General features: G+C 70.2%; 11 protein-coding genes. 2 read left to right on the top strand and 9 right to left on the bottom strand.

Annotation, left to right across the window (positions count from 1 at the left end):
* Positions 1 to 3: 3 nt before the first annotated feature.
* Positions 4 to 1,044, bottom strand: a complete 1,041-nt coding sequence (locus ASD66_RS15345; protein ID WP_082599550.1) for a DMT family transporter — start codon at positions 1,042 to 1,044, stop codon at positions 4 to 6.
* Between the two features lie 39 nt (positions 1,045 to 1,083).
* On the opposite strand from ASD66_RS15345, the gene ASD66_RS15340 reads away from it, so the two are divergent.
* Entirely contained in the window at positions 1,084 to 1,584 is a 501-nt protein-coding gene (locus tag ASD66_RS15340) for a MarR family winged helix-turn-helix transcriptional regulator (protein WP_056891514.1), read from the top strand.
* Between the two features lie 31 nt (positions 1,585 to 1,615).
* On the opposite strand, the gene ASD66_RS15335 is transcribed toward ASD66_RS15340, so the two are convergent.
* Together ASD66_RS15335 and ASD66_RS15330 are read right to left on the bottom strand one after the other, a co-directional pair.
* Positions 1,616 to 2,455 carry an aldo/keto reductase gene (locus tag ASD66_RS15335; RefSeq protein WP_056891513.1) on the bottom strand — a complete coding sequence of 280 codons (840 nt, stop codon included), beginning with the start codon at positions 2,453 to 2,455 and terminating at the stop codon, positions 1,616 to 1,618.
* Between the two features lie 63 nt (positions 2,456 to 2,518).
* Positions 2,519 to 2,878 carry a hypothetical protein gene (locus ASD66_RS15330; protein WP_056891512.1) on the bottom strand — a complete coding sequence of 120 codons (360 nt, stop codon included), beginning with the start codon at positions 2,876 to 2,878 and terminating at the stop codon, positions 2,519 to 2,521.
* 33 nt (positions 2,879 to 2,911) lie between these two features.
* On the opposite strand from ASD66_RS15330, the gene ASD66_RS15325 reads away from it, so the two are divergent.
* Entirely contained in the window at positions 2,912 to 4,333 is a 1,422-nt protein-coding gene (locus tag ASD66_RS15325; RefSeq protein ID WP_056891511.1) for a phytoene desaturase family protein, read from the top strand.
* Here ASD66_RS15325 and ASD66_RS15320 read toward each other — a convergent pair.
* The 6 genes from ASD66_RS15320 to ASD66_RS15295 all read right to left on the bottom strand — a co-directional run bounded on the left by ASD66_RS15320 (position 4,322) and on the right by ASD66_RS15295 (position 17,679).
* Positions 4,322 to 7,369, bottom strand: coding sequence for an alpha-mannosidase (locus ASD66_RS15320; protein ID WP_056891510.1), 3,048 nt, complete (start codon positions 7,367 to 7,369; stop codon positions 4,322 to 4,324). The two genes, ASD66_RS15325 and ASD66_RS15320, sit on opposite strands and share 12 nt — an antisense overlap.
* Before the next feature lie 31 nt (positions 7,370 to 7,400).
* Positions 7,401 to 9,404 (bottom strand): serine/threonine-protein kinase, encoded by a 2,004-nt coding sequence (locus ASD66_RS15315; RefSeq protein ID WP_156388725.1) that lies wholly within the window; start codon positions 9,402 to 9,404, stop codon positions 7,401 to 7,403.
* Positions 9,405 to 9,461: 57 nt separating this feature from the next.
* Positions 9,462 to 11,477 (bottom strand): serine/threonine-protein kinase, encoded by a 2,016-nt coding sequence (locus ASD66_RS15310; protein ID WP_056891508.1) that lies wholly within the window; start codon positions 11,475 to 11,477, stop codon positions 9,462 to 9,464.
* 98 nt (positions 11,478 to 11,575) lie between these two features.
* Positions 11,576 to 13,366: a PxKF domain-containing protein gene (locus tag ASD66_RS15305; protein ID WP_056891507.1), complete on the bottom strand. Its 1,791-nt coding sequence runs from the start codon at positions 13,364 to 13,366 to the stop codon at positions 11,576 to 11,578.
* Positions 13,367 to 13,564: 198 nt separating this feature from the next.
* Entirely contained in the window at positions 13,565 to 15,670 is a 2,106-nt protein-coding gene (locus ASD66_RS15300; protein WP_056891506.1) for a protein kinase domain-containing protein, read from the bottom strand.
* Positions 15,671 to 15,696: 26 nt separating this feature from the next.
* Complete coding sequence (locus ASD66_RS15295; protein ID WP_056891505.1) at positions 15,697 to 17,679, bottom strand: serine/threonine-protein kinase; 1,983 nt, start codon at positions 17,677 to 17,679, stop codon at positions 15,697 to 15,699.
* Positions 17,680 to 17,741 lie beyond the last annotated feature (62 nt).

Raw genomic sequence — 17,741 nt, 5'->3', positions numbered from 1 at the left:
CGGCTACCGGTAGGCCGGCTCGGCCAGCGGGGGCCTGGAAGACTCCGGCTGCGGTTGGCCGGTCGCGGGCAAGTCAGTCGCGGGCAAGTCAGTCACCGGCAAATCAGTCACCGGCAGGGCACTCACGGACAGGTCAGTCACGGGCACGGCAGCCACAGGATCAAGGCGCGCGCCACCTACCTTGCGGCGCACGGCGGACACGACCGCCGGCTGTCCGAGCAGGACGCCCAGCAACACCAGGGCCATGCCCGCCGCCTGCACGGGGCCGAAGATCTCGTGCGCCAGCGCGACGCCGAGCAGGGTTCCGGCCACCGGGTTGAGCAGGCCGATCAGCGAGACCGACGCGGCCGGCATGCGCTGCAGGCCGCGAAACCAGACGTAGTTGGCCAGCGCGGTGCCGATCAGGCCGATGTAGAGGAAGCCCAGCACTGCGGGGCCGTCCACGCGGGGCGGTGCACCCTCCACCAGGAGGGCCACCGGCAGGAGCAGCAGCCCGCCGGCCACGAGCTGCCAGGCGGTCAGGGTGAGCAGGTCCACCGGGGCCTTCCAGCGCTTCAGGAGCACATAGCCGACCGACGACATCGCCACCGCGGACAATGACGCCAGGACGCCGATCATGTCGACCGAGAACCCGGCGCGGAGCACCAGCAGGGAGACGCCGAGCACGCCGACGACTGCCCCGAGCACGGAGGCGAAGCGCGGACGCTCGCCGATCAACAGCCAGGCGACGGCCATCATCGCGATGGGAGCGGTGGCGGTCAGGGTGGCGGCCATGCCGCTGGGCAGGCGGTAGGCGGCGATGAAGATCAGCACGAAGAACGCGCCGATGTTGAGGGTGCCGAGCACAAGGCTGCGCCACCACCAGGACCCCGTCGGCAGGGTCGGTCGCAGTGCGAGCAGCAGGAGCCCGACCGGCAGCGCCCGCATGAGCGCGGCGAACAGCGGTCGATCCGGAGGAAGGAAGGCTCCGGTCACGTAGTACGTCGACCCCCACGCGAGGGGAGCGATCGCGGTGAGCATCACGGTGCGCCACATTGTTTCCATGGAAAGTATAATCGCTTCCAAGGAAGGTATATTCCCGGCATGGCGAATGAACCTGATCACGTCGGTCGCATCATCGAGCAGTGGTCGGTCGAACGCCCCGACCTCGACACCGCCCCGATGGGCGTCATCGGCCGACTGCACCGCGTGGCCGACGCCGTCCGTGAGCGTCTCATCGAGGTGTACGCCGAGTTCGGGCTCAGTGAAGGCGAGTTCGACCTGCTGGCCGCACTGCGTCGCAGCGGGTCGCCGTACGAGCTCAGTCCGAGCAACCTCGCCGCCTCCACCATGGTCACGTCGGGCGCGATCACCAAGCGGGTCGACCGGCTCGAGGCCCGCGGCCTCGTCGTACGCCGCAAGCAGGAGCACGACGGCCGAGCCAGGACGATCGTCCTGAGTCCGGCCGGCCGGAAGCTGATCGACCGCGCGGTCGAGGCGCACTACGCCAACGAGAAGCAGCTCTTGGAGGGTCTGCCCGACATCGACCGGGCCCGGTTGGCCCGCATCCTCCAAGCATGGGGAGAGCTGCTCGAGTTGGAATGAGCAGGTCAGGCGAAGCTCAGATCAGATCAGCTCAGATCCGGTCGAACACCTTCGGGTCCGGTCCGATCCGTCCTTCGTCGCCACGATCGAGCGCGCTGATCGCGTTCACGTCGTCGGGCGTGAGCGAGAAGTCGAAGATCTCGAAGTTCTCCTGCATGCGCGAGACGTGCATCGACTTCGGGAAGATGATGTCGCCGCGTTCGATGTGCCAGCGCAACGTCACCTGCGCCGGGGTCTTGCCCAGGCGGGTTGCGATCTCGCCGATGGTCGGGTCGTCGAGGACGGCGCCGCGACCGATCGGGGACCAGGCCTCGGTGAGGATGCCGCGGTCGAGGCCGGCCGTCCGGGCGGCCGTGTTGGCGAACTGCGGGTGCACCTCGATCTGGTTCACCGCCGGCAGTACGCCGGACTCGTCGATGATCTTCGCCAGGTGGTCGGGCTCGAAGTTGGAGACGCCCACCGACTTGGCCCGCCCGTCGCTGGTGAGCTCGGTCATCGCCTTCCAGGTGGAGACGAAGTCGCCGTCGTACTGCGTGGGCAGCGGCCAGTGGATCAGGAACAGGTCGACGTGGTCGAGCCCCAGATCGGTCAGCGACTGGTCGAAGGTGCGGCGTACGTCGTCGGGCTTGTGGTTCGGGTTGCCGAGCTTGGTGGTGATGAAGAGGTCGTCGCGCTCAATGCCCGACGCGGCCAGCGCCTCGCCGACGCCCTTCTCGTTGCCGTACATCTGCGCCGTGTCGATGTGGCGGTAGCCGATCTCCAGCGCCGAGGTCACGGTCTCGGCGGTCTCGTCCGGCGGCACCAGGAACACGCCGAAGCCGAGCTGCGGGATGGAGTGGCCGTCGTTGAGCGTCAGGGAGGGAACAGTCATGCCTACTAGACAACCACGCGCGTGCAATTGTTCCGCGTGGTCAGGGTGCGATCGCTCGAGCCGTCAGACGGCGCAGTCCATGACCTCGGGCAGGACCCTCGCGAGCGCTTTGACGTCGTCGTCGGAGAACTCGCCGTCGTCAGCGGCCGAGATCGAGCCCGCGATGCGTGGCTTGTCGAGCTTGTCGTCGGCGATCAGCTCCAGGCCCTCGTCGGAGATGTCGGAGTCGTGCAGGACCTTCGCCATGCAGTCGATGACCTCGTCGTCGGCCTCTGCGAACGACCGCGCACCCAGGTATCCGAAGAAGTTGTTGTCCTTCTCCTGCAGCGCCTCAGCCAGGTCGTCCTCGGATGGTCGGCCCCCGCACCCGGCCAGCGTGATGAGCAGGAGTACGGCGAGGGCAGGCCCGAGGCGCTTCTTCATGGGGAACAGCCAACCACGTGACAGGCTGTTCGGGTGACCAATGCAGTCGTGGTCGGCAGCGGGCCCAACGGACTCGCCGCCGCGCTGACCCTCGCCGAACGGGGCGTCGACGTGCGCGTGCTCGAGGCCAGGGATCGGGTCGGCGGCGGCACGCTCACCTCCGAGCTGACCGTTCCCGGACTGCTGCACGACGAGTGCGCGGCATTCCACCCGACCGGCGTGGGCTCGCCGTACTTCCAGCAGCTGGGCCTGGAGGAGCTCGGGCTCCGCTGGCTGTGGCCCGAGATCCAGCTCGCCCATCCCCTCGACGGCGGCGGAGCCGGGCTGCTCTGGCGCGACGTGGGGCGTACGGCGGCCGGGCTCGGCGTCGACGGGCCGGCCTGGCAGCGGCTCTTCGGCCGCACCTCCCGCAACTTCGACGCCCTCGCCACCGACGTGTTCCGGCCCATCGCGCACGTGCCGAAGCACCCCTTCAAGCTCGCCCACTTCGGCCTCCACTCGCTGCTGCCGGCGCCGTGGGCGGTCCGACGCTGGAAGACCGAGGAAGCGCGGGCCCTCTTCGGAGGGATGGCGGCTCACAAGTTCGGTTCGCTCACGACTCCGCTCTCCGCGTCCGTCGGCCTGATGCTCGGTGCCGCCGCCCATGCCTACGGGTGGCCGGTCGCCGAGGGTGGCACGGAGTCGATCACGCGTGCCCTCGTCGCCAAGCTCGAGCACGCCGGCGCCCGCATCGAGACCGGCGTCCGCGTCATGTCGTACGACGAACTGGGCGACCCCGACATCCTCATCTTCGACACGGCGCCCGACGCGGTCGCCCGGATCATGGGCGACCAGCTCCCGTCAGGCACCCGGAAGGCCTACCAGCGCTATCGATTCGGCCCGGCCGCCTTCAAGGTCGACTACGCCATCGAGGGCGACATCCCCTGGGCCAACCCCGACGTGCTCAGGGCCGGGACAGTCCACCTCGGCGGCACCCTGGAGGAGATCGTCGCCAGTGAGGCGAAGGTCGGTCGCGGTGAGATGCCCGACCTGCCGTTCGTCCTGCTCGGCCAGCAGTACCTCGTCGACCCGCTGCGCTCCGGCGGCGACTCCGGCCTCAACCCGATCTATGCCTACGCGCACGTCCCGAACGCCTGGACCGGGGATGCCACCAAGGCGATCACGGCGCAGATCGAGCGGTTCGCTCCGGGGTTCCGCGACCGGGTCCGGCACGTGCACGTGCGTGACACGGCCGGGCTCGAGGCGCACAACGCGAACTACGTCGGCGGAGACATCTCTGCCGGGGCCAACAGCGGACTCCAGCTCGTGATGCGGCCCAGGATCGCGCGAAACCCTTATTCCACCGGGGTTCCGGGCGTCTTCATCTGCTCGGCGTCCACGCCTCCGGGCGGCGGCGTGCACGGCATGGGCGGGCACAACGCGGCCCTCTCGGCGTTGCGCGGACTATCCGGCTGAGCGGGCCAACCGCAACGTGACGATCTGGAACGGCCGCAGGGTCAGCGTGATCGGCTCTGTCGCGGCCAGCGCATCGTTCTGCAGCGGTCGCTCAAGCAGGTCGACCTCGGTCACCGCTGACGCCTCGAAGGCAGGCGTCAGCGTGACCGTGGTCCGTGCGCCCAGCGGCTCATAGAGGCGCACGACGACGTCGCCCGACCGGTCCTCGGCCAGCTTCACGCACTCGACGTACGCCGTCCCGCCACTGACGGTGACCAGTGGTGGCACCGACGCACCGACGACCCGGCGCACCGGAAGGTTCAACGCGTAGCCGGCTGCCGCGGCCTCGGCGACCCCCGCGCCCGGCACGAGCGACGAGCGGAACGTGTGCCTGCCCTGGTCGGTCTCCGGGTCCGGGTAGCGAGGCGCCCGCAGCAGCGTCTGGCGCACCGTGGAGAAGGTGCCACCACCGGTGCGGGGATGACGGGTGACGTCGTGTCCGTACGTCGAGTCGTTGGCCACCGCGACGCCGTACCCGCCGTCCTCGACCTGCACCCATCGGTGCGCGCAGACCTCGAACCGGGCGGCGTCCCACGTGGTGTTCTCGTGCGTGGGACGAGTGACGTGGCCGAACTGCGTCTCGTAGCGCGCACGGTCGGTGTGCACGTCGGTGTCGAAGGCGAGCTTGAGCACCTTCTCGCGCTCGTGCCAGTCGACGGTGGTCTCGATGTCGACGCGGCCGCCGACGAGCGTGATCACCTGCGTGTACGTCGATTCGCCGAATGCGCCGTGCACCTCGAGCGACCCGTCCGTTCCTGCTGACACCGACCCGGCCAGGTCGGTGACCTGGTTGCGGTAGAAGCGGTCGAGGTCCCAGGCGTCCCACTTGTTCGGGAAGTCGGGGTGGATCTGCAGCAGGTTGGCCGCACCACCGGGAGGCAGCACCTCGCGCCCGACGCCCAGGTCGCGGATCGACCTGATGACGCCGGTCTCGTCGACCTCGACCCGCAGGTGCTCGTTCTCCAGCACTGCGTGGCCGGTCGGCTCGGTGGTCGAGCGCTCTCTCTCGTCGGTCGAGTAGCGAGCGCCAGCGAGCGTATCGAGACCCCGTCCCAGGAAGGCGACCGGCGAAGCGTCGAACACAGCCCCGTCAGATCCAGCGCCAGGACCAGTCTCGGAACCAGCCTCAGCACCCGCCAACGCGGAGATCGCACGCTCGATGATCGCCTCGAGCTCACCGGCGACCCGGGCGTACTCGAGCTCGGCCTCGCGGTGCACCCAGGCGATCGACGAACCGGGCAGGATGTCGTGGAACTGCTGCAACAGGACGGTCTTCCAGATCGCCCGGAGCTCGTCGTAGGGGTAGTCGACCAGGCCGAGCAGGTCGGCGTACGTCGACCACAGCTCGGCCTCGCGCAGCAGGTGCTCGGAGCGTCGATTCCCTTGTTTGGTGCGGGCTTGCGAGGTGTACGTGCCCCGGTGGATCTCGAGGTAGAGCTCGCCTGACCACACCGGCGCGGCGGCGCCGTACTCGCCCTCGGCGGCGGTGAAGAACTCGGCGGGCGACTCGATGGCAACCTGCGGCGAGCCCTCGAGCGAGGCCGTACGACGAGCGCGCGAGAGCATGTCGCGGGTGGGGCCGCCACCGCCGTCGCCGTGGCCGAACGGGATCAGCGACCGCGTGGCGATGCCCTTGTCGCGGAAGTTCGACGCGGTGTGCGCGAGCTGGCTGGCGGCCAGGGTGCCGTTGTAGGTGTCGGCCGGCGGGAAGTGCGTGAAGACGCGGGTGCCGTCGATGCCCTCCCACCAGAACGTGTGGTGGGGGAACTTGTTGACCGTGTTCCACGAGATCTTCTGGGTGAGGAACCAGCGGAAGCCGGCCAGCTTCACGATCTGCGGCAGCGCGGCGGTGTAGCCGAACGAGTCGGGCAGCCACACCTCCTCGCAGTCGACGCCGAGCTTGTCGATGAACCACTGCTTGCCCATCACGAACTGTCGCGCCATCGCCTCGCCGCCGACCATGTTGGTGTCGGACTCGACCCACATGCCGCCGACCGGGATGAACCGGCCCGTCTCGACGTGCCCACGGACCCGCTCGAACAGCTCGGGGCGACTCTCCTCGAGCCACTCCCACTGCTGCGCCGAGCTCATGCAGTGCCGCAGGTCGTCGGTGGTGTCGAGCAGGTGGGTCACGTTCGCGACGGTCCGCGACACCTTGCGCACGGTCTCGCGCACGGGCCACAGCCAGGCCGAGTCGATGTGCGCGTGCCCGATCGCGGTGATGCGGTGCGCGCTGGCGTGTGCCGGCCGCGCGAGCACGTCGGCCAGTTCCGCACGTGCCGCGGCAGCAGTGCCGATCACGTCGTGGGGATCGAGGGCCTCGACCGCACGCTCCAGGGCGTAGCGGATCTCCCAGCGGCGGGCATCGCCCTCACCGAGAGTGCGTTGGAGTCCGTCGAGCACGTCGACGTCGGCGTTCAGCTCGAAGACGTCGACGTTGCGGGTGCAGATCTCGGCCCGGCTGATGCGGTAGAGCGGTTCGCGGGTCGAGGTGTCGCGATCGCCTTCCCTGGTTGGCGTGTAGCCCGGGCCGATGGTCGGGTTCGCCGCCGCCTCGACGTACAGGTCGATCTCTTCGCCGGGCGTCACCGCGATCCAGGAGTTCTGCGGGTTGAGGCCCTTCACGACGCTGCCGTCGGGTCGGTGGACCAGCGCCTCGGCCTGCATGCCCGGGCGCCGGGTCGACCAGCCCAGGTCGAAGACGATCTCCGGCGTCGCCACGTCAGTGGTCGCGGGATCGGCAGGCACGGTGCCGGCCAGGTGGAACCAGCTGGTGCCCCAGGCCGGTCCCCACCGGTCGCCGACCGAAGCCGGGGCGTACGTCGCCGCGCGCGCCACGTCGAACCCGACCGGCTCGCCGACCGTGCCGTCAGGGGAGGGCGGCACGTGCCACACCTCGACCCGGAGGTCCGCGATCCCGCGATGGATGGCGGGTCTGACCCGCTCCTCCATGACACGCCCGAGCCGGTCCTCGATCTCCTTGCCGCGATCATGCATGGCCCGACACTAGTGGGGTCGAACCGTCGAATCAGTTCTTGAAGCTCTCGACCGGGTCGAAGTACTCGTCGCACTCGCACGTGTAGCCGCCCCAGTCGGCGGGTGCGGCGAAGTCCTTGCCCGACGACACGAACACCATCGTCCGGCGCTCGACGGGGCCCTCGCCGGCCGAGAAGCGCACGAGGTCGTCCTTGCCGTCACCGTTCACGTCGGAGACCGACGTGTTGGGGTTCGAGTCGAGCAGGTTGAACGCGTCCTTCGTGTCGTCGAGCCAGATCTCGGAGTCCCAGGCGTCGCCTTCGCGGCGGAGCACGACGATCTTCTGCGAGACGCCGTCGACCTCGACCACCTCGTCGGCACCGTCACCGTCGAAGTCGCCGACGACGATGTCGTAGGCCGTGGTGTTGGTGGCCATGAACCCGGTCGAGGTCAGCGCCTTCCCGTCGGACTCCAGGACCCCCAGCTGTTCCGCATCGGGCTCGGCCAGCACGAGGTCGTCGTCGCCGTCACCGTCGACGTCTGCGGGAACCGCCTGCGCGACGGCGTCCGAGGAGCTGTGCACCCGCTGCAGGTCCTCGAACCCGTCACCCGTGCTCACCGCCAGCCAGACCACGAAGTCGTCACCCGTGGCGTTGTTCGCGGGTGCGATCACGAGGTCGTCGCGCCCGTCGCCGGTCAGGTCGCCCATCATGGCGCCCTCGGTGAAGTCGGGCTGGTCGGCGTCGTCGACCCCCACCTCCATCGTGCGCTGCTTGCCGCCGACGGACGCGACCGTGACCTCGCTGCCACCCGAGCCGGGTGCGACGGCCACCAGCTCCTGCGTTCCGTCGCCGTCGATGTCGCCCTTGATCACCGAGAAGGCCCCCGACATGACCTGCTCGGTCGGACCGAACGCGGAGCCGGTGCTGGCCATGACGACGGCCCGCATCGCCTCGCCGTCCCAGTCGTGGAGGGTCAGGTCGCCCCGGCCGTCGCCGGTCAGGTCGCCGGTCACTGCCTTCTTCGTCGAGCCCCCGGGAGTCGCGGACTCGCTGTTGCCGGAGTCGTCGCCGCGCAGTGCCAGTGCAGCCACGATGCCACCGGCGACCAGCACCCCGACCAGCGCCAGTACGCCGACCAGCGCCGGCACGCCCACCAGCCGACCGCGCCGACCGCTCGGATCCATCCCGGGTGGGCGCGGTGCAGTGGGCGGGTCCGGCCGCAGAGGTGGCATGGCAGCAGGGATCTCGGCCTCGAGCGCGGCCAGCGCGGCCCGCAGCTCGGCCGCGGTCTGGAACCGGTCGGCCGGGTTCTTCGCCATCGTGCGCCGCAGCACGCGGTTGAGGGCGGCAAGCCCGGGGCCGGTCTCCGGCACCTGGGGCAGCTCACCCTCGAGGTGGCCGATCGCCACGTCGACGTCGGAGCCCGTGTACGGCGGCTGGCCGGCCAGGCACGCCCAGAGCAGGCACCCGACCGCGTAGATGTCGGTGGTCGGAGCAGCCGGACTGCCCGAGGCGCGTTCGGGTGCGAGGTACTGCCACGTCCCGGCAACACCGCCGGCCACGGTGAGCCGGTTCCCGGTGTCGGCGATGCCGAAGTCGCACAGGTAGGCGTGCAGGTTGGTCGCATCCGGATCGCGCAGCAGCACGTTGCTGGGCTTGACGTCACGGTGCAGTACGCCGACCGCGTGGGTCGCCCGGAGCGCCTCCGCGACCTGCCCGCAGACCTGCACGGCGCGGTGTGGCGGGAGCGGGCCACGCGCCCGGAGCAGGTCGCCGAGCTCGCCCCCGCGGATCAACTGCGTGGCGATCCACAGGTGCCCGTCGCTCTCCCCGTGGTCGTAGATCGTCGTGACGTGCGGGGAGTCCAGTCGGGTCAGCACGTCGGCCTCGCGGCGGAAGCGCTCCCGGAACTCCTCCCCGCTCGCGAGGTGGTCCGACATCACCTTCAATGCGACGAGGCGGTCGAACCGGGTGTCGGTGGCGATGTGGACGGCTCCCATGCCGCCGGCGCCCAGACGCTGGCCGACGACGAAGCGCTGTGGTTGTTCAGGCACGCGCCCACACTGCCCTACGCCGCCTCACCGGAAACTCTCAGGCCGTTCGGCGAAAGCTCACTCGGTCGGCGCAGGGCCGACGGACTGCGGGTAGTCCTCCGCGCCGTGGGCGTACTCGCGCCACGACTCCACGGTCTCGAAGGCGAGGCCGCTCGAGAGGGCCACCTTGAAGTCGTACGACGGCGCGTCGTACTCGCCGCTGAAGAGGAGGACGTCGTCGCGCCGATCGCCGTCGAAGTCCGCGACCGACGGGGCCTTGATGCTGGAGACGAATGTGTCGGCCTGCAGGGTTCCCCGCACGTCGTCCTCCCACTGCTCGTCGGCGTAGGTCCACACCACCAGCCCGCTTCCCGTGCCGGTGGAGGGGACGCCGACGAGCTCGTCGGTGCCGTCGCCGTCGAAGTCGCCGGGCGCCAGGAGGCCGGAGGCCTGGGCCAGCCCCTGGGGCGTCGTGGCCGTGAGCTGCGAGCCGTTCGAGACCAGCAACCCCAGCGAGTCGGCCCCGTCGAGCAGGGCCAGGTCGTCGTCGCCGTCGCCGTCGAAGTCTCCGGGCAGCGGTCGGGGCACCTCGGTGTCGGAGGTGTACCACTGCGTGAACTCGGCGAACCCGTCACCGGTGCTGAGGCTCACCCAGATGCCCTGCGAGCCCGTGACGCTTCCGTCGCTGGCCAAGGCCAGGTCGTCGTTGCCGTCCCCGTCGAAGTCGCCCAGCGCCGGATAGAGGGAGCTGGACCCCCGCGGGGCTGCCAGGTCGGTGCTCTGGACACCGTCGACCCCGTCCCGGAGCACGGAGATGCGGTACTCCAGGTCGGCCCCCGGGGCCGTCTCGACAGAGAGGAGGTCGAACTTCTCGTCCCCGTCGACATCACCGCGCAGTGGGACGCCGACCTCCTCGGCCCAGGGCTGCGGCTCGCCGAGGGTGGTGCCGTCCGAGGAACGCAACAGCTCGACGTCCTGTCCCACGTCGGCGAGGTGGCTGACGATGAGGTCGCCGAACCCGTCGCCGTCCACGTCGCCGGTGATCGGTCGGTCGACCGGTTCGGCGGCTTCGTCGGCCGGGGGAGCGGTGCTCCGCTCGTCTGAGGTCGCGTCGGCCGGGGCGTCGTCCGAGGTCAGCGCCTTGATCCCGATGGCCGCACCGAGGACCGCGACCAGGGCGACCACGCCTCCGACCAGGAGGCCGCGGCGCCTGCCCGGCGTACGCCCGGGCTGGCCAGCAGCAGCCAGCAGACCCGCCCCGGCGGCGCGCAGCTCGGAAGCGAGTTCGGCCGCGGATCCCTGTCGCTGCAGGGGGTCCTTGCTCATCGCCCGTCCGATGACGGCGTTCAGCCGGCGCGCCAGCGGGGCCGTCAGACCTCGTCCCGGGCGAAGGGTGGGTGGCGCCTGCCGGGCATGGGCCAGGGCGACCTCGATCTCGGTGCCGTCGTACGGCGGGTGCCCGGTGAGGCAGGTCCACAACAGGCAGCCGACTGCGTACACGTCGCTCGCGGGGGTCGCCTGCTGCCCGGAGCCGCACTCGGGGGCCAAGTAGTCCCACGTGCCGGTGGCGCCGCGTACGGCGGTCAGGTCGGCGCCGATCTCACGGGCCAGGCCGAAGTCGGTGAGGTAGGCGTGCTGCTCCGCGGAGCCCGGGGAGGAGACGAGGATGTTGGCGGGCTTGACGTCGCGGTGGACGACTCCCCGCGAGTGGGCGTCCTGGAGCGCGTCGGCCACCTGGGTGCACAGCCGGATCGCCAGGGCGGCGGGCAGCGGCCCGTTGTGCGCGATGAGCTGGCCGAGGTCGCCGCCCTCGACGAGCTGGGTGGCGATCCACAGGTGACCGTTCTGCTCGCCGTGGTCGTAGACCTCGACGATGTGCGGGGAGTCGAGCCGCCCCAGCACCGTCGCCTCGCGCAGGAAGCGGGCCCGGAACGTCGGGTCCTCGGCAAGGTGGCCGGACATCACCTTCAGCGCGACCCGACGGTTGAGGTGTTCGTCGCGCGCGGCGTGCACGACGCCCATGCCTCCCGAGCCGATGACTCCCTCGACCCGGTAGCGCCCGACCACGGAGCCCGGTGTCAGCGACTCGAACATGCAGCGTCCCCCTTGGCACGTCGTCTCGATCGGTCCCCACACCCTAGAAGGTGCGGGGACCGATCGAGGCGCCGTGGTCGCCCAGGTCGACGCCTAGCTCACTTGAGCTTGAAGCGGGCGCTGATCGAGGATCCGTCCTGGGTGGTCATGGTGGCGGTGTAGCAGGTGCCGGCGCCGGTCGGGGTCTTCCAGTTCTGGATGAACTGGCCGCCGGTGGTGTCGTAGCGCAGGGACGTGCCACCGGTGGACAGGATCTCGATCGGGTCCTCGGTGCCGGTGCCGGAGGTGCAGCTCACCTTGGCGGTGCGGAAGCTGGCGACGACCGCGGTGTCGGTCAGCTCGGTCGGCCCGGCGAACACCTCGAACTTCAGGGGCACGGTGCTGCCGCCCTTGACGGTGTTCCAGACGCTGCCCATGTCGACCGGCTGCCTGAAGCCGGTGAGGGTCCACGCCAGCACCGTGTAGGTGAGTGTCGAGGTCGACGAGTTGCCGGCCACGTCGGTGGCGGTGGCGGTGTAGCTGTGCGTGCCGACGCTCGTCCCGCCTCCCGTGACCACGCAGTCGACCAGGCCCGACGTGGCGTCCGTGGACTCACACGTCGGGGCGGACGGGTCGTCGCCGTAGTAGTAGCTGCCGTCCGGCCCGCCGACGAGGGTCGGCGTGGTCGGCGCGGCCTTGTCGACCTTGTAGGACTTCGTGACCGCGCCGGTGGGCGTGGTGTTGCCTGCGGCGTCGGTGAAGGCCGGGCTGGCCACCTCGATCGCTGCGCCCTCGCCGGAGGAGGTCGCCGTCGTGCTGGCGCTGGCCGGACCGGAGAGTACGTCGGTCGCGGTGAACGTCACGGCCACGTCGGAGGTGTACCACCCGTTGTGTCCCGCGGTGCCTGACACCGTGACGTCGTTGTCGACGACCGGTGCTGTGGCGTCGCGCTTGAGGCTGACGGTCTGCTCGGCAGCAGAGCCGCCGGCACTGGTCGCGGAGCACGTGTAGCCGGTCAGCGACTGGTCGGTGGTGACCAGCTGGTCGACGCAGCCAGTGAGAGCCACCGAGCCCGGCGACTCGGGCTCGGACACGTGCCAGGTCAGCGAGACGTCGGAGCGGTACCAGTCATTGTCGCCGTCCGGCGTGGCCGGGTCCAGCGTGTAGGTGATGACCGGAGCACTCTGGTCGACGATCGAGTAGGTCTCTGACGCGGAGGCTGCCAGTCCGCCGCCGTCGGTGTAGGTGCAGCTGGCGGTCTGCGTGCCGATGCCATCGACGGCATAGGGGCCGGTGACCGCGCTGAGTGTGGCCGGGAACGACGACGGGCCGTCCTCGGTGTCGGCGACCTCGCAGGTGGCGTCCGGTACGGCGCCCTTCGCGTAGCTTGCGCCGCCTTCGATGCCGGAGACCGAGAGGGACGGTGCGGAGTTGGCGGGCGGAGCCACCGTGACCGTGAAGGTCGCGGGCGACATGTTGAACGAGCCCTGGCTGGTGTTGGTCATCTGGGTGGCCGACACGGTTGCCGACCCCTCGGCCACCGGCGTCACGGTCAACTGCTGGACGGTGCCGCACGAGGTGAAGGTCACCGACGCCGGACTGACCGTGGCGACCGCGGTGTCCGAGGACGAGACGGCGAGGGTCAGTGCGGTGCCGCCGGTCAGGTTGCAGCCGTTCTTCCCGTCGCCCCCCTGTGGCTTCACGTAGAGCGACGTGGTGCCGTTCGCGCCGCCGACGTTGAGCGGCAGCACCTCGGCGGCGGTGTCGACGGTCAGGTCGAGGTCGTTGGTGATGTCGTCGGCGACGGCGACCCCGCTCAAGGCCAGTGCCGCCGACATGGTGAGCGCGGTGAGTGTCGAGGCCCGGGCGAGCTGCTTCCGGGCGCGGCGGTGATTCTCGGAGACTCGCATGCGGAGCCCTCTTCCTGCTGGAACCCCCTGGCGTGGTCCCCGCCCCGGGACCCCCGGGGACTCGCACAGTGCCCTCGCTTCGGGAGGGATGTTCGCGATCCTGCCCCCGGGCTCGCCCCGACAGCCGGCGAAGCGGGGGATCTGATCAGCGAACCATCCGAAAGGGCTGGTCCAGACAACCGATCGGGCAGGGATCGGTCACATGTTCTCTCGCGGAGCGATGGGAGCCGTGTAGTCCTCGCACCCGCAGGTGTAGGTCCCCCAGTCGACCGGCGGCGCGAACTTCTTGCGTGAGGCGACGAACACCCGGATCGTGCGCGACTGAGGATCGGTCGTGCCCGCGAACTGCACCAGGTCGTCCTTGCCGTCTCCGTTCACGTCACTGATCGCGGCTCCCGGTTGCGACCACCCGACCCCGAACGCCCCGGACTTGTCGGTCAGCCACACCTGCGCATCCCAGGCACCGCGCTTGCGCTGCAGGACGACGGCCTTGCTGTCGACGCCGTCGAGGGTCAGCACGTCGTCGGCACCGTCGCCGTTGAAGTCGCCGATCATGAACTCGTCGACGGTGGTGAGGGTCTGTTCGAAGTCGGTCGGCGTGAAGGTTCCTCCGCCCGACTCGAGGACGGCCAGGCTCCCTTCGCTCTCGTCGGCCAGGACCAGGTCGTCGTCTCCATCCCCGTCGACATCGGCAGGTTCGACGTGCGAGACGACCTCCGGCCCGCTGTACAACCTCTTGAGTCGCTCGAACCCGTCGCCCGTGCTGATCGCGGCCCAGACGTCGAAGCTCTCGGCGTACTCCGCATTGGCCGTGGCCAGCACCAGGTCGTCGCGCCCGTCGCCGTCGAGATCGGCAAGCATCGCGCCGCCCGACCAGTCCGACTGGACACCCATTGCGCTTCTCGCCTTCAGGACCTGCGGCGTACCGGATGCCGAACCGACCGTGACGGTCATCGTCGTGTTTCCCTTGGTGCCGTCAGCAGAGTATTCCGAACCCTTCTCGACGCCGACGATCTCTTCGGCTCCGTCACCGTCGAGGTCGCCCCGCACCACCATCGTCAGGCCCTTCCTGAGCACCTGTGCCGGTGCGGCGAAGAAGCCGCCGCCGTTCGCCATCATGACGGCGGGCGTCGCGTCGAACGCATCGTGGAATGCCAGGTCACCTCTCCCGTCGCCGTTGAGGTCGAAGGTGACCGCCTGTTTGGTGGACGGATCGCGGACCGGCGGGGCCGGTTTCGCGGATGCGGACGGGGAGGGCTCGGCTGACGGCGACGTTCCCCCGTCGGACGGACTGGCGGACGGGCTGCCGGACGCGCTGGGGGAGGCGGAGCCGTCGGAGCGGTCCCCGTCGTCATCACGCAGTGCCCATGCAGCGCCGATGCCACCGCCTACCAGCAACAGCGCCAGGACTGCGGCCCCGATCATGCGGCCACGGCGTCGGGGTCGCGCTGTGGGCTCGGACGGAGCGGAGGGGCGCAGCGGGGGCATCGACGCCGGCAACTCGGCCTCGAGTCGGGCCAGGGCGTCCCGAAGGTCGGCCGCCGAGGAGTATCGGTCGGCCGGGTCCTTCGCCATGGCGCGCCGCAGGACCTCGTTGAGCCCGGCCTGCTCGGGTCCGTCCCCCGGAAGCTGTCGGATGTCTCCTTCGAGGTGTCCGACGAGGATCTCGACTCCCGAGCCGGAGTAGGGAGGATGGCCTGTCAGGCAGGCCCACAACAGGCAGCCGACGGCATAGATGTCGGTGGCCGGGGTGGCGGGAGCGCCGCCACCCCGCTCGGGTGCGAGGTACTGCCACGTGCCGGCGAGCCCGCCGGCAGCCGTCAACCGGTCGTTGCCCGTGTCGGCGATGCCGAAGTCGCACAGGTAGGCGTGCAGGTTGGCGGCGTCGGGGTCCCGGAGCAACACGTTGCTGGGCTTGACGTCGCGGTGCAACACCCCTGCCGAGTGACTGGCGCGCAATGCCTCGGCCACCTGCCCGCACACGCGCACGGCCTTGCGCGGTGGGAGTGGGCCACGGAGCCGGAGAAGGTTGCCCAGCTCGCCGCCCCGGACCAGCTGGGTGGCGATCCAGAGCGTGCCGTCGTCCTCCCCGTGCTCGTAGATGGCGGTGACGTGGGGGGAGTCCAGACGCGCGAGGACGTCGGCCTCCCGCCGGAAGCGCTTGCGGAACTCGATGCCGCCGGCGAGGTCTTCGGACATCACCTTGAGCGCGACGAGGCGGTCGAAGCGTGTGTCGGTGGCGACGTAGACCGCTCCCATGCCACCGGCGCCGAGTCGTCGGCCGACCTCGAAACGTCCGAACACTTGCGGACCCGCTCCTGGTTGGTCGTTCACTGGCCTGTCCTTCCCACGAACGCCAGGTCACGGTCCCAGGCAGGATGCAGCCAGGTCTCCCGATTCGCGAACGTGCTTCCCTTGGAGACTGCGACGAGGAGATTCGGCGCGTCGTTGAGCTCGCCCGCCAGGAAGAGGGCGTCGTCCCGGCCGTCCCCGTTGACATCGGCCACCGCCGGTGCCGCGTTCTGATGAACGCCGGGGTCCCTCTCGTCCGAGCTGCTCACCCGGGCGTTCCACTGGTTGCGGACATGTCGCCACACGATGATTGCTCCTCCGGCCTGGCTGTCTCCGACGAGCTCGTCCGTGCCGTCGCCGTCGAAGTCGCCGGCCGCGAGCGGGCCGAGCTCCTGGGGCATCTCCTGGACGCCGACGCCGGCGAAGGACGATCCGTCGGACTCCAGCAGCTTGATGCTGGTGGCGGCCACCAGCGCGAGGTCGTCGTCACCGTCACCGTCGAAGTCGCCCGGCACCGGCCGGACCTCCTCGTCCTCGAACTCGCGCCAGGTGCGGAGCCTGCCGAACCCACTCTCGGTGCTGCGGCTGACCCAGATCCGTGCCCGCTCGCCGGAGCGGACGTTCTGCGTGACCACCGCAAGGTCGTCGCGACCGTCACCGTCGTAGTCGCCGAGTGCCGACTTGACGTCCAGGGCCTCACCGGGTGCTCTCAGGACCGACTTCTCGACCTTCTTCGTGCCGCCGTGGGTCACCGTGACGCGAAAGGCGTCGTTGAAGCCCGTGGTGACGATCGACACGAGGTCCGACGTGCGGTCGCCGTCGACATCGGCCTGCATCAGCAGGTCGGCCCCTCGGGCCCACGTCTCCGCCGAGGACAGCGACTTCCCGTCCGAGACCATCAGTCGCGCGGACTTGACCGAGTCGTCGCTGGTCATGAAGACGTCTCCGAAGCCGTCGTCGTCCTGGTCGCCGGTGATCGGGCGGCCGGTCACCTTGACCGGGTTCGCGGACTCAGCCTCGCTCTGCTCATCGGTCGGTGGTGTGGCATCGGCCTGGGGAGGCGGGTTGCCGGGATCGGGCAGGTTGAGAGCCAGACCGACCCCGAGAATCGTGGCTGCGACTGCCGCCACGGCCAACAACGTGCTCCGACGCCTCCGGCGCGTTCCGGGAGCCCGCCCGGTGACCCGGCCTCGCACGTCGGCGGCAAGTTCGCCCGCGGACGCCTGCCGCCGGTGGGGGTCCTTGCTCATCGCCTTGGTGATGACGGTGTTCAGCTCGCTGGCGTCGGCCGCGGTGACCGACGGACCGGCGACCAGTGTCGGAGGCGCGTTCCGGGCGTGGGCCAGGGCGACCTGCGCCATGGTGCCGGCGTAGGGCGGACGCCCGGTCAGGCAGGTCCACAGCAGACACCCGACGGCGTACACGTCGCTGGCGGCGGTGGCCGGCCTGCCGGTGCCGCACTCCGGGGCGAGGTAGTCCCACGTGCCGGCGGTGCTGCGCACGGCGGTGACGTCGTCGCCGATCTCGCGGGCCAGACCGAAGTCGGTCAGGAAGACATGGGGCTCGGCGGCCCCGGGATTCGCGAGCAGGATGTTCTCGGGCTTGACGTCGCGGTGGACGACGCCACGCGCGTGGGCGTCCTGGAGTGCGTCCGCCACCTGGGCGCAGATGTGGCGGGCAAGTCGCGGCGACAGTGGCCCCCGCTCTGCGACGAGCCGGGCGAGGTCGCCCCCTTCGACGAGCTGGGTCGCGATCCACAGATGGCCGTCCATGTCTCCGTGGTCGAAGACCTGCACGATGTGCGGGGAGTCGAGACGGCCGAGCACGGCCGCCTCGCGGACGAAGCGCTGGCGAAACGTCGGGTCCTCGGCCAGGTGTCCGGTCATCACCTTCAGGGCGACACGACGGTTGAGGTGCTCGTCACGTGCGGAATGGACGACGCCCATCCCGCCGGAGCCCACGACGGCCTCGATGCGGTAGCGCCCGCCGACCAGGGTGCCGGGGCGCAGCGACGTGAACATGCACCCTCCCCCTCGTGCGATCAGATGCGGACGACCCTAGGACATTGCGACGGCCTTCCCGA

It is taken from the genome of Nocardioides sp. Root151, assembly GCF_001427925.1.
Lineage (GTDB): Bacteria > Actinomycetota > Actinomycetes > Propionibacteriales > Nocardioidaceae > Nocardioides.
Note: the sequence above shows the minus strand (reverse complement) of the source record. Positions and strands in the feature narration are given on the sequence as shown.

Coding starts and splice junctions, on each gene's coding strand:
- ASD66_RS15345 (WP_082599550.1), bottom strand. CDS start 1,044: ATGGAAACAATGTGGCGCACCGTGATGCTCACCGCGATCGCTCCCCTC.
- ASD66_RS15340 (WP_056891514.1), top strand. CDS start 1,084: ATGGCGAATGAACCTGATCACGTCGGTCGCATCATCGAGCAGTGGTCG.
- ASD66_RS15335 (WP_056891513.1), bottom strand. CDS start 2,455: ATGACTGTTCCCTCCCTGACGCTCAACGACGGCCACTCCATCCCGCAG.
- ASD66_RS15330 (WP_056891512.1), bottom strand. CDS start 2,878: ATGAAGAAGCGCCTCGGGCCTGCCCTCGCCGTACTCCTGCTCATCACG.
- ASD66_RS15320 (WP_056891510.1), bottom strand. CDS start 7,369: ATGCATGATCGCGGCAAGGAGATCGAGGACCGGCTCGGGCGTGTCATG.
- ASD66_RS15310 (WP_056891508.1), bottom strand. CDS start 11,477: ATGTTCGAGTCGCTGACACCGGGCTCCGTGGTCGGGCGCTACCGGGTC.
- ASD66_RS15305 (WP_056891507.1), bottom strand. CDS start 13,366: ATGCGAGTCTCCGAGAATCACCGCCGCGCCCGGAAGCAGCTCGCCCGG.
- ASD66_RS15295 (WP_056891505.1), bottom strand. CDS start 17,679: ATGTTCACGTCGCTGCGCCCCGGCACCCTGGTCGGCGGGCGCTACCGC.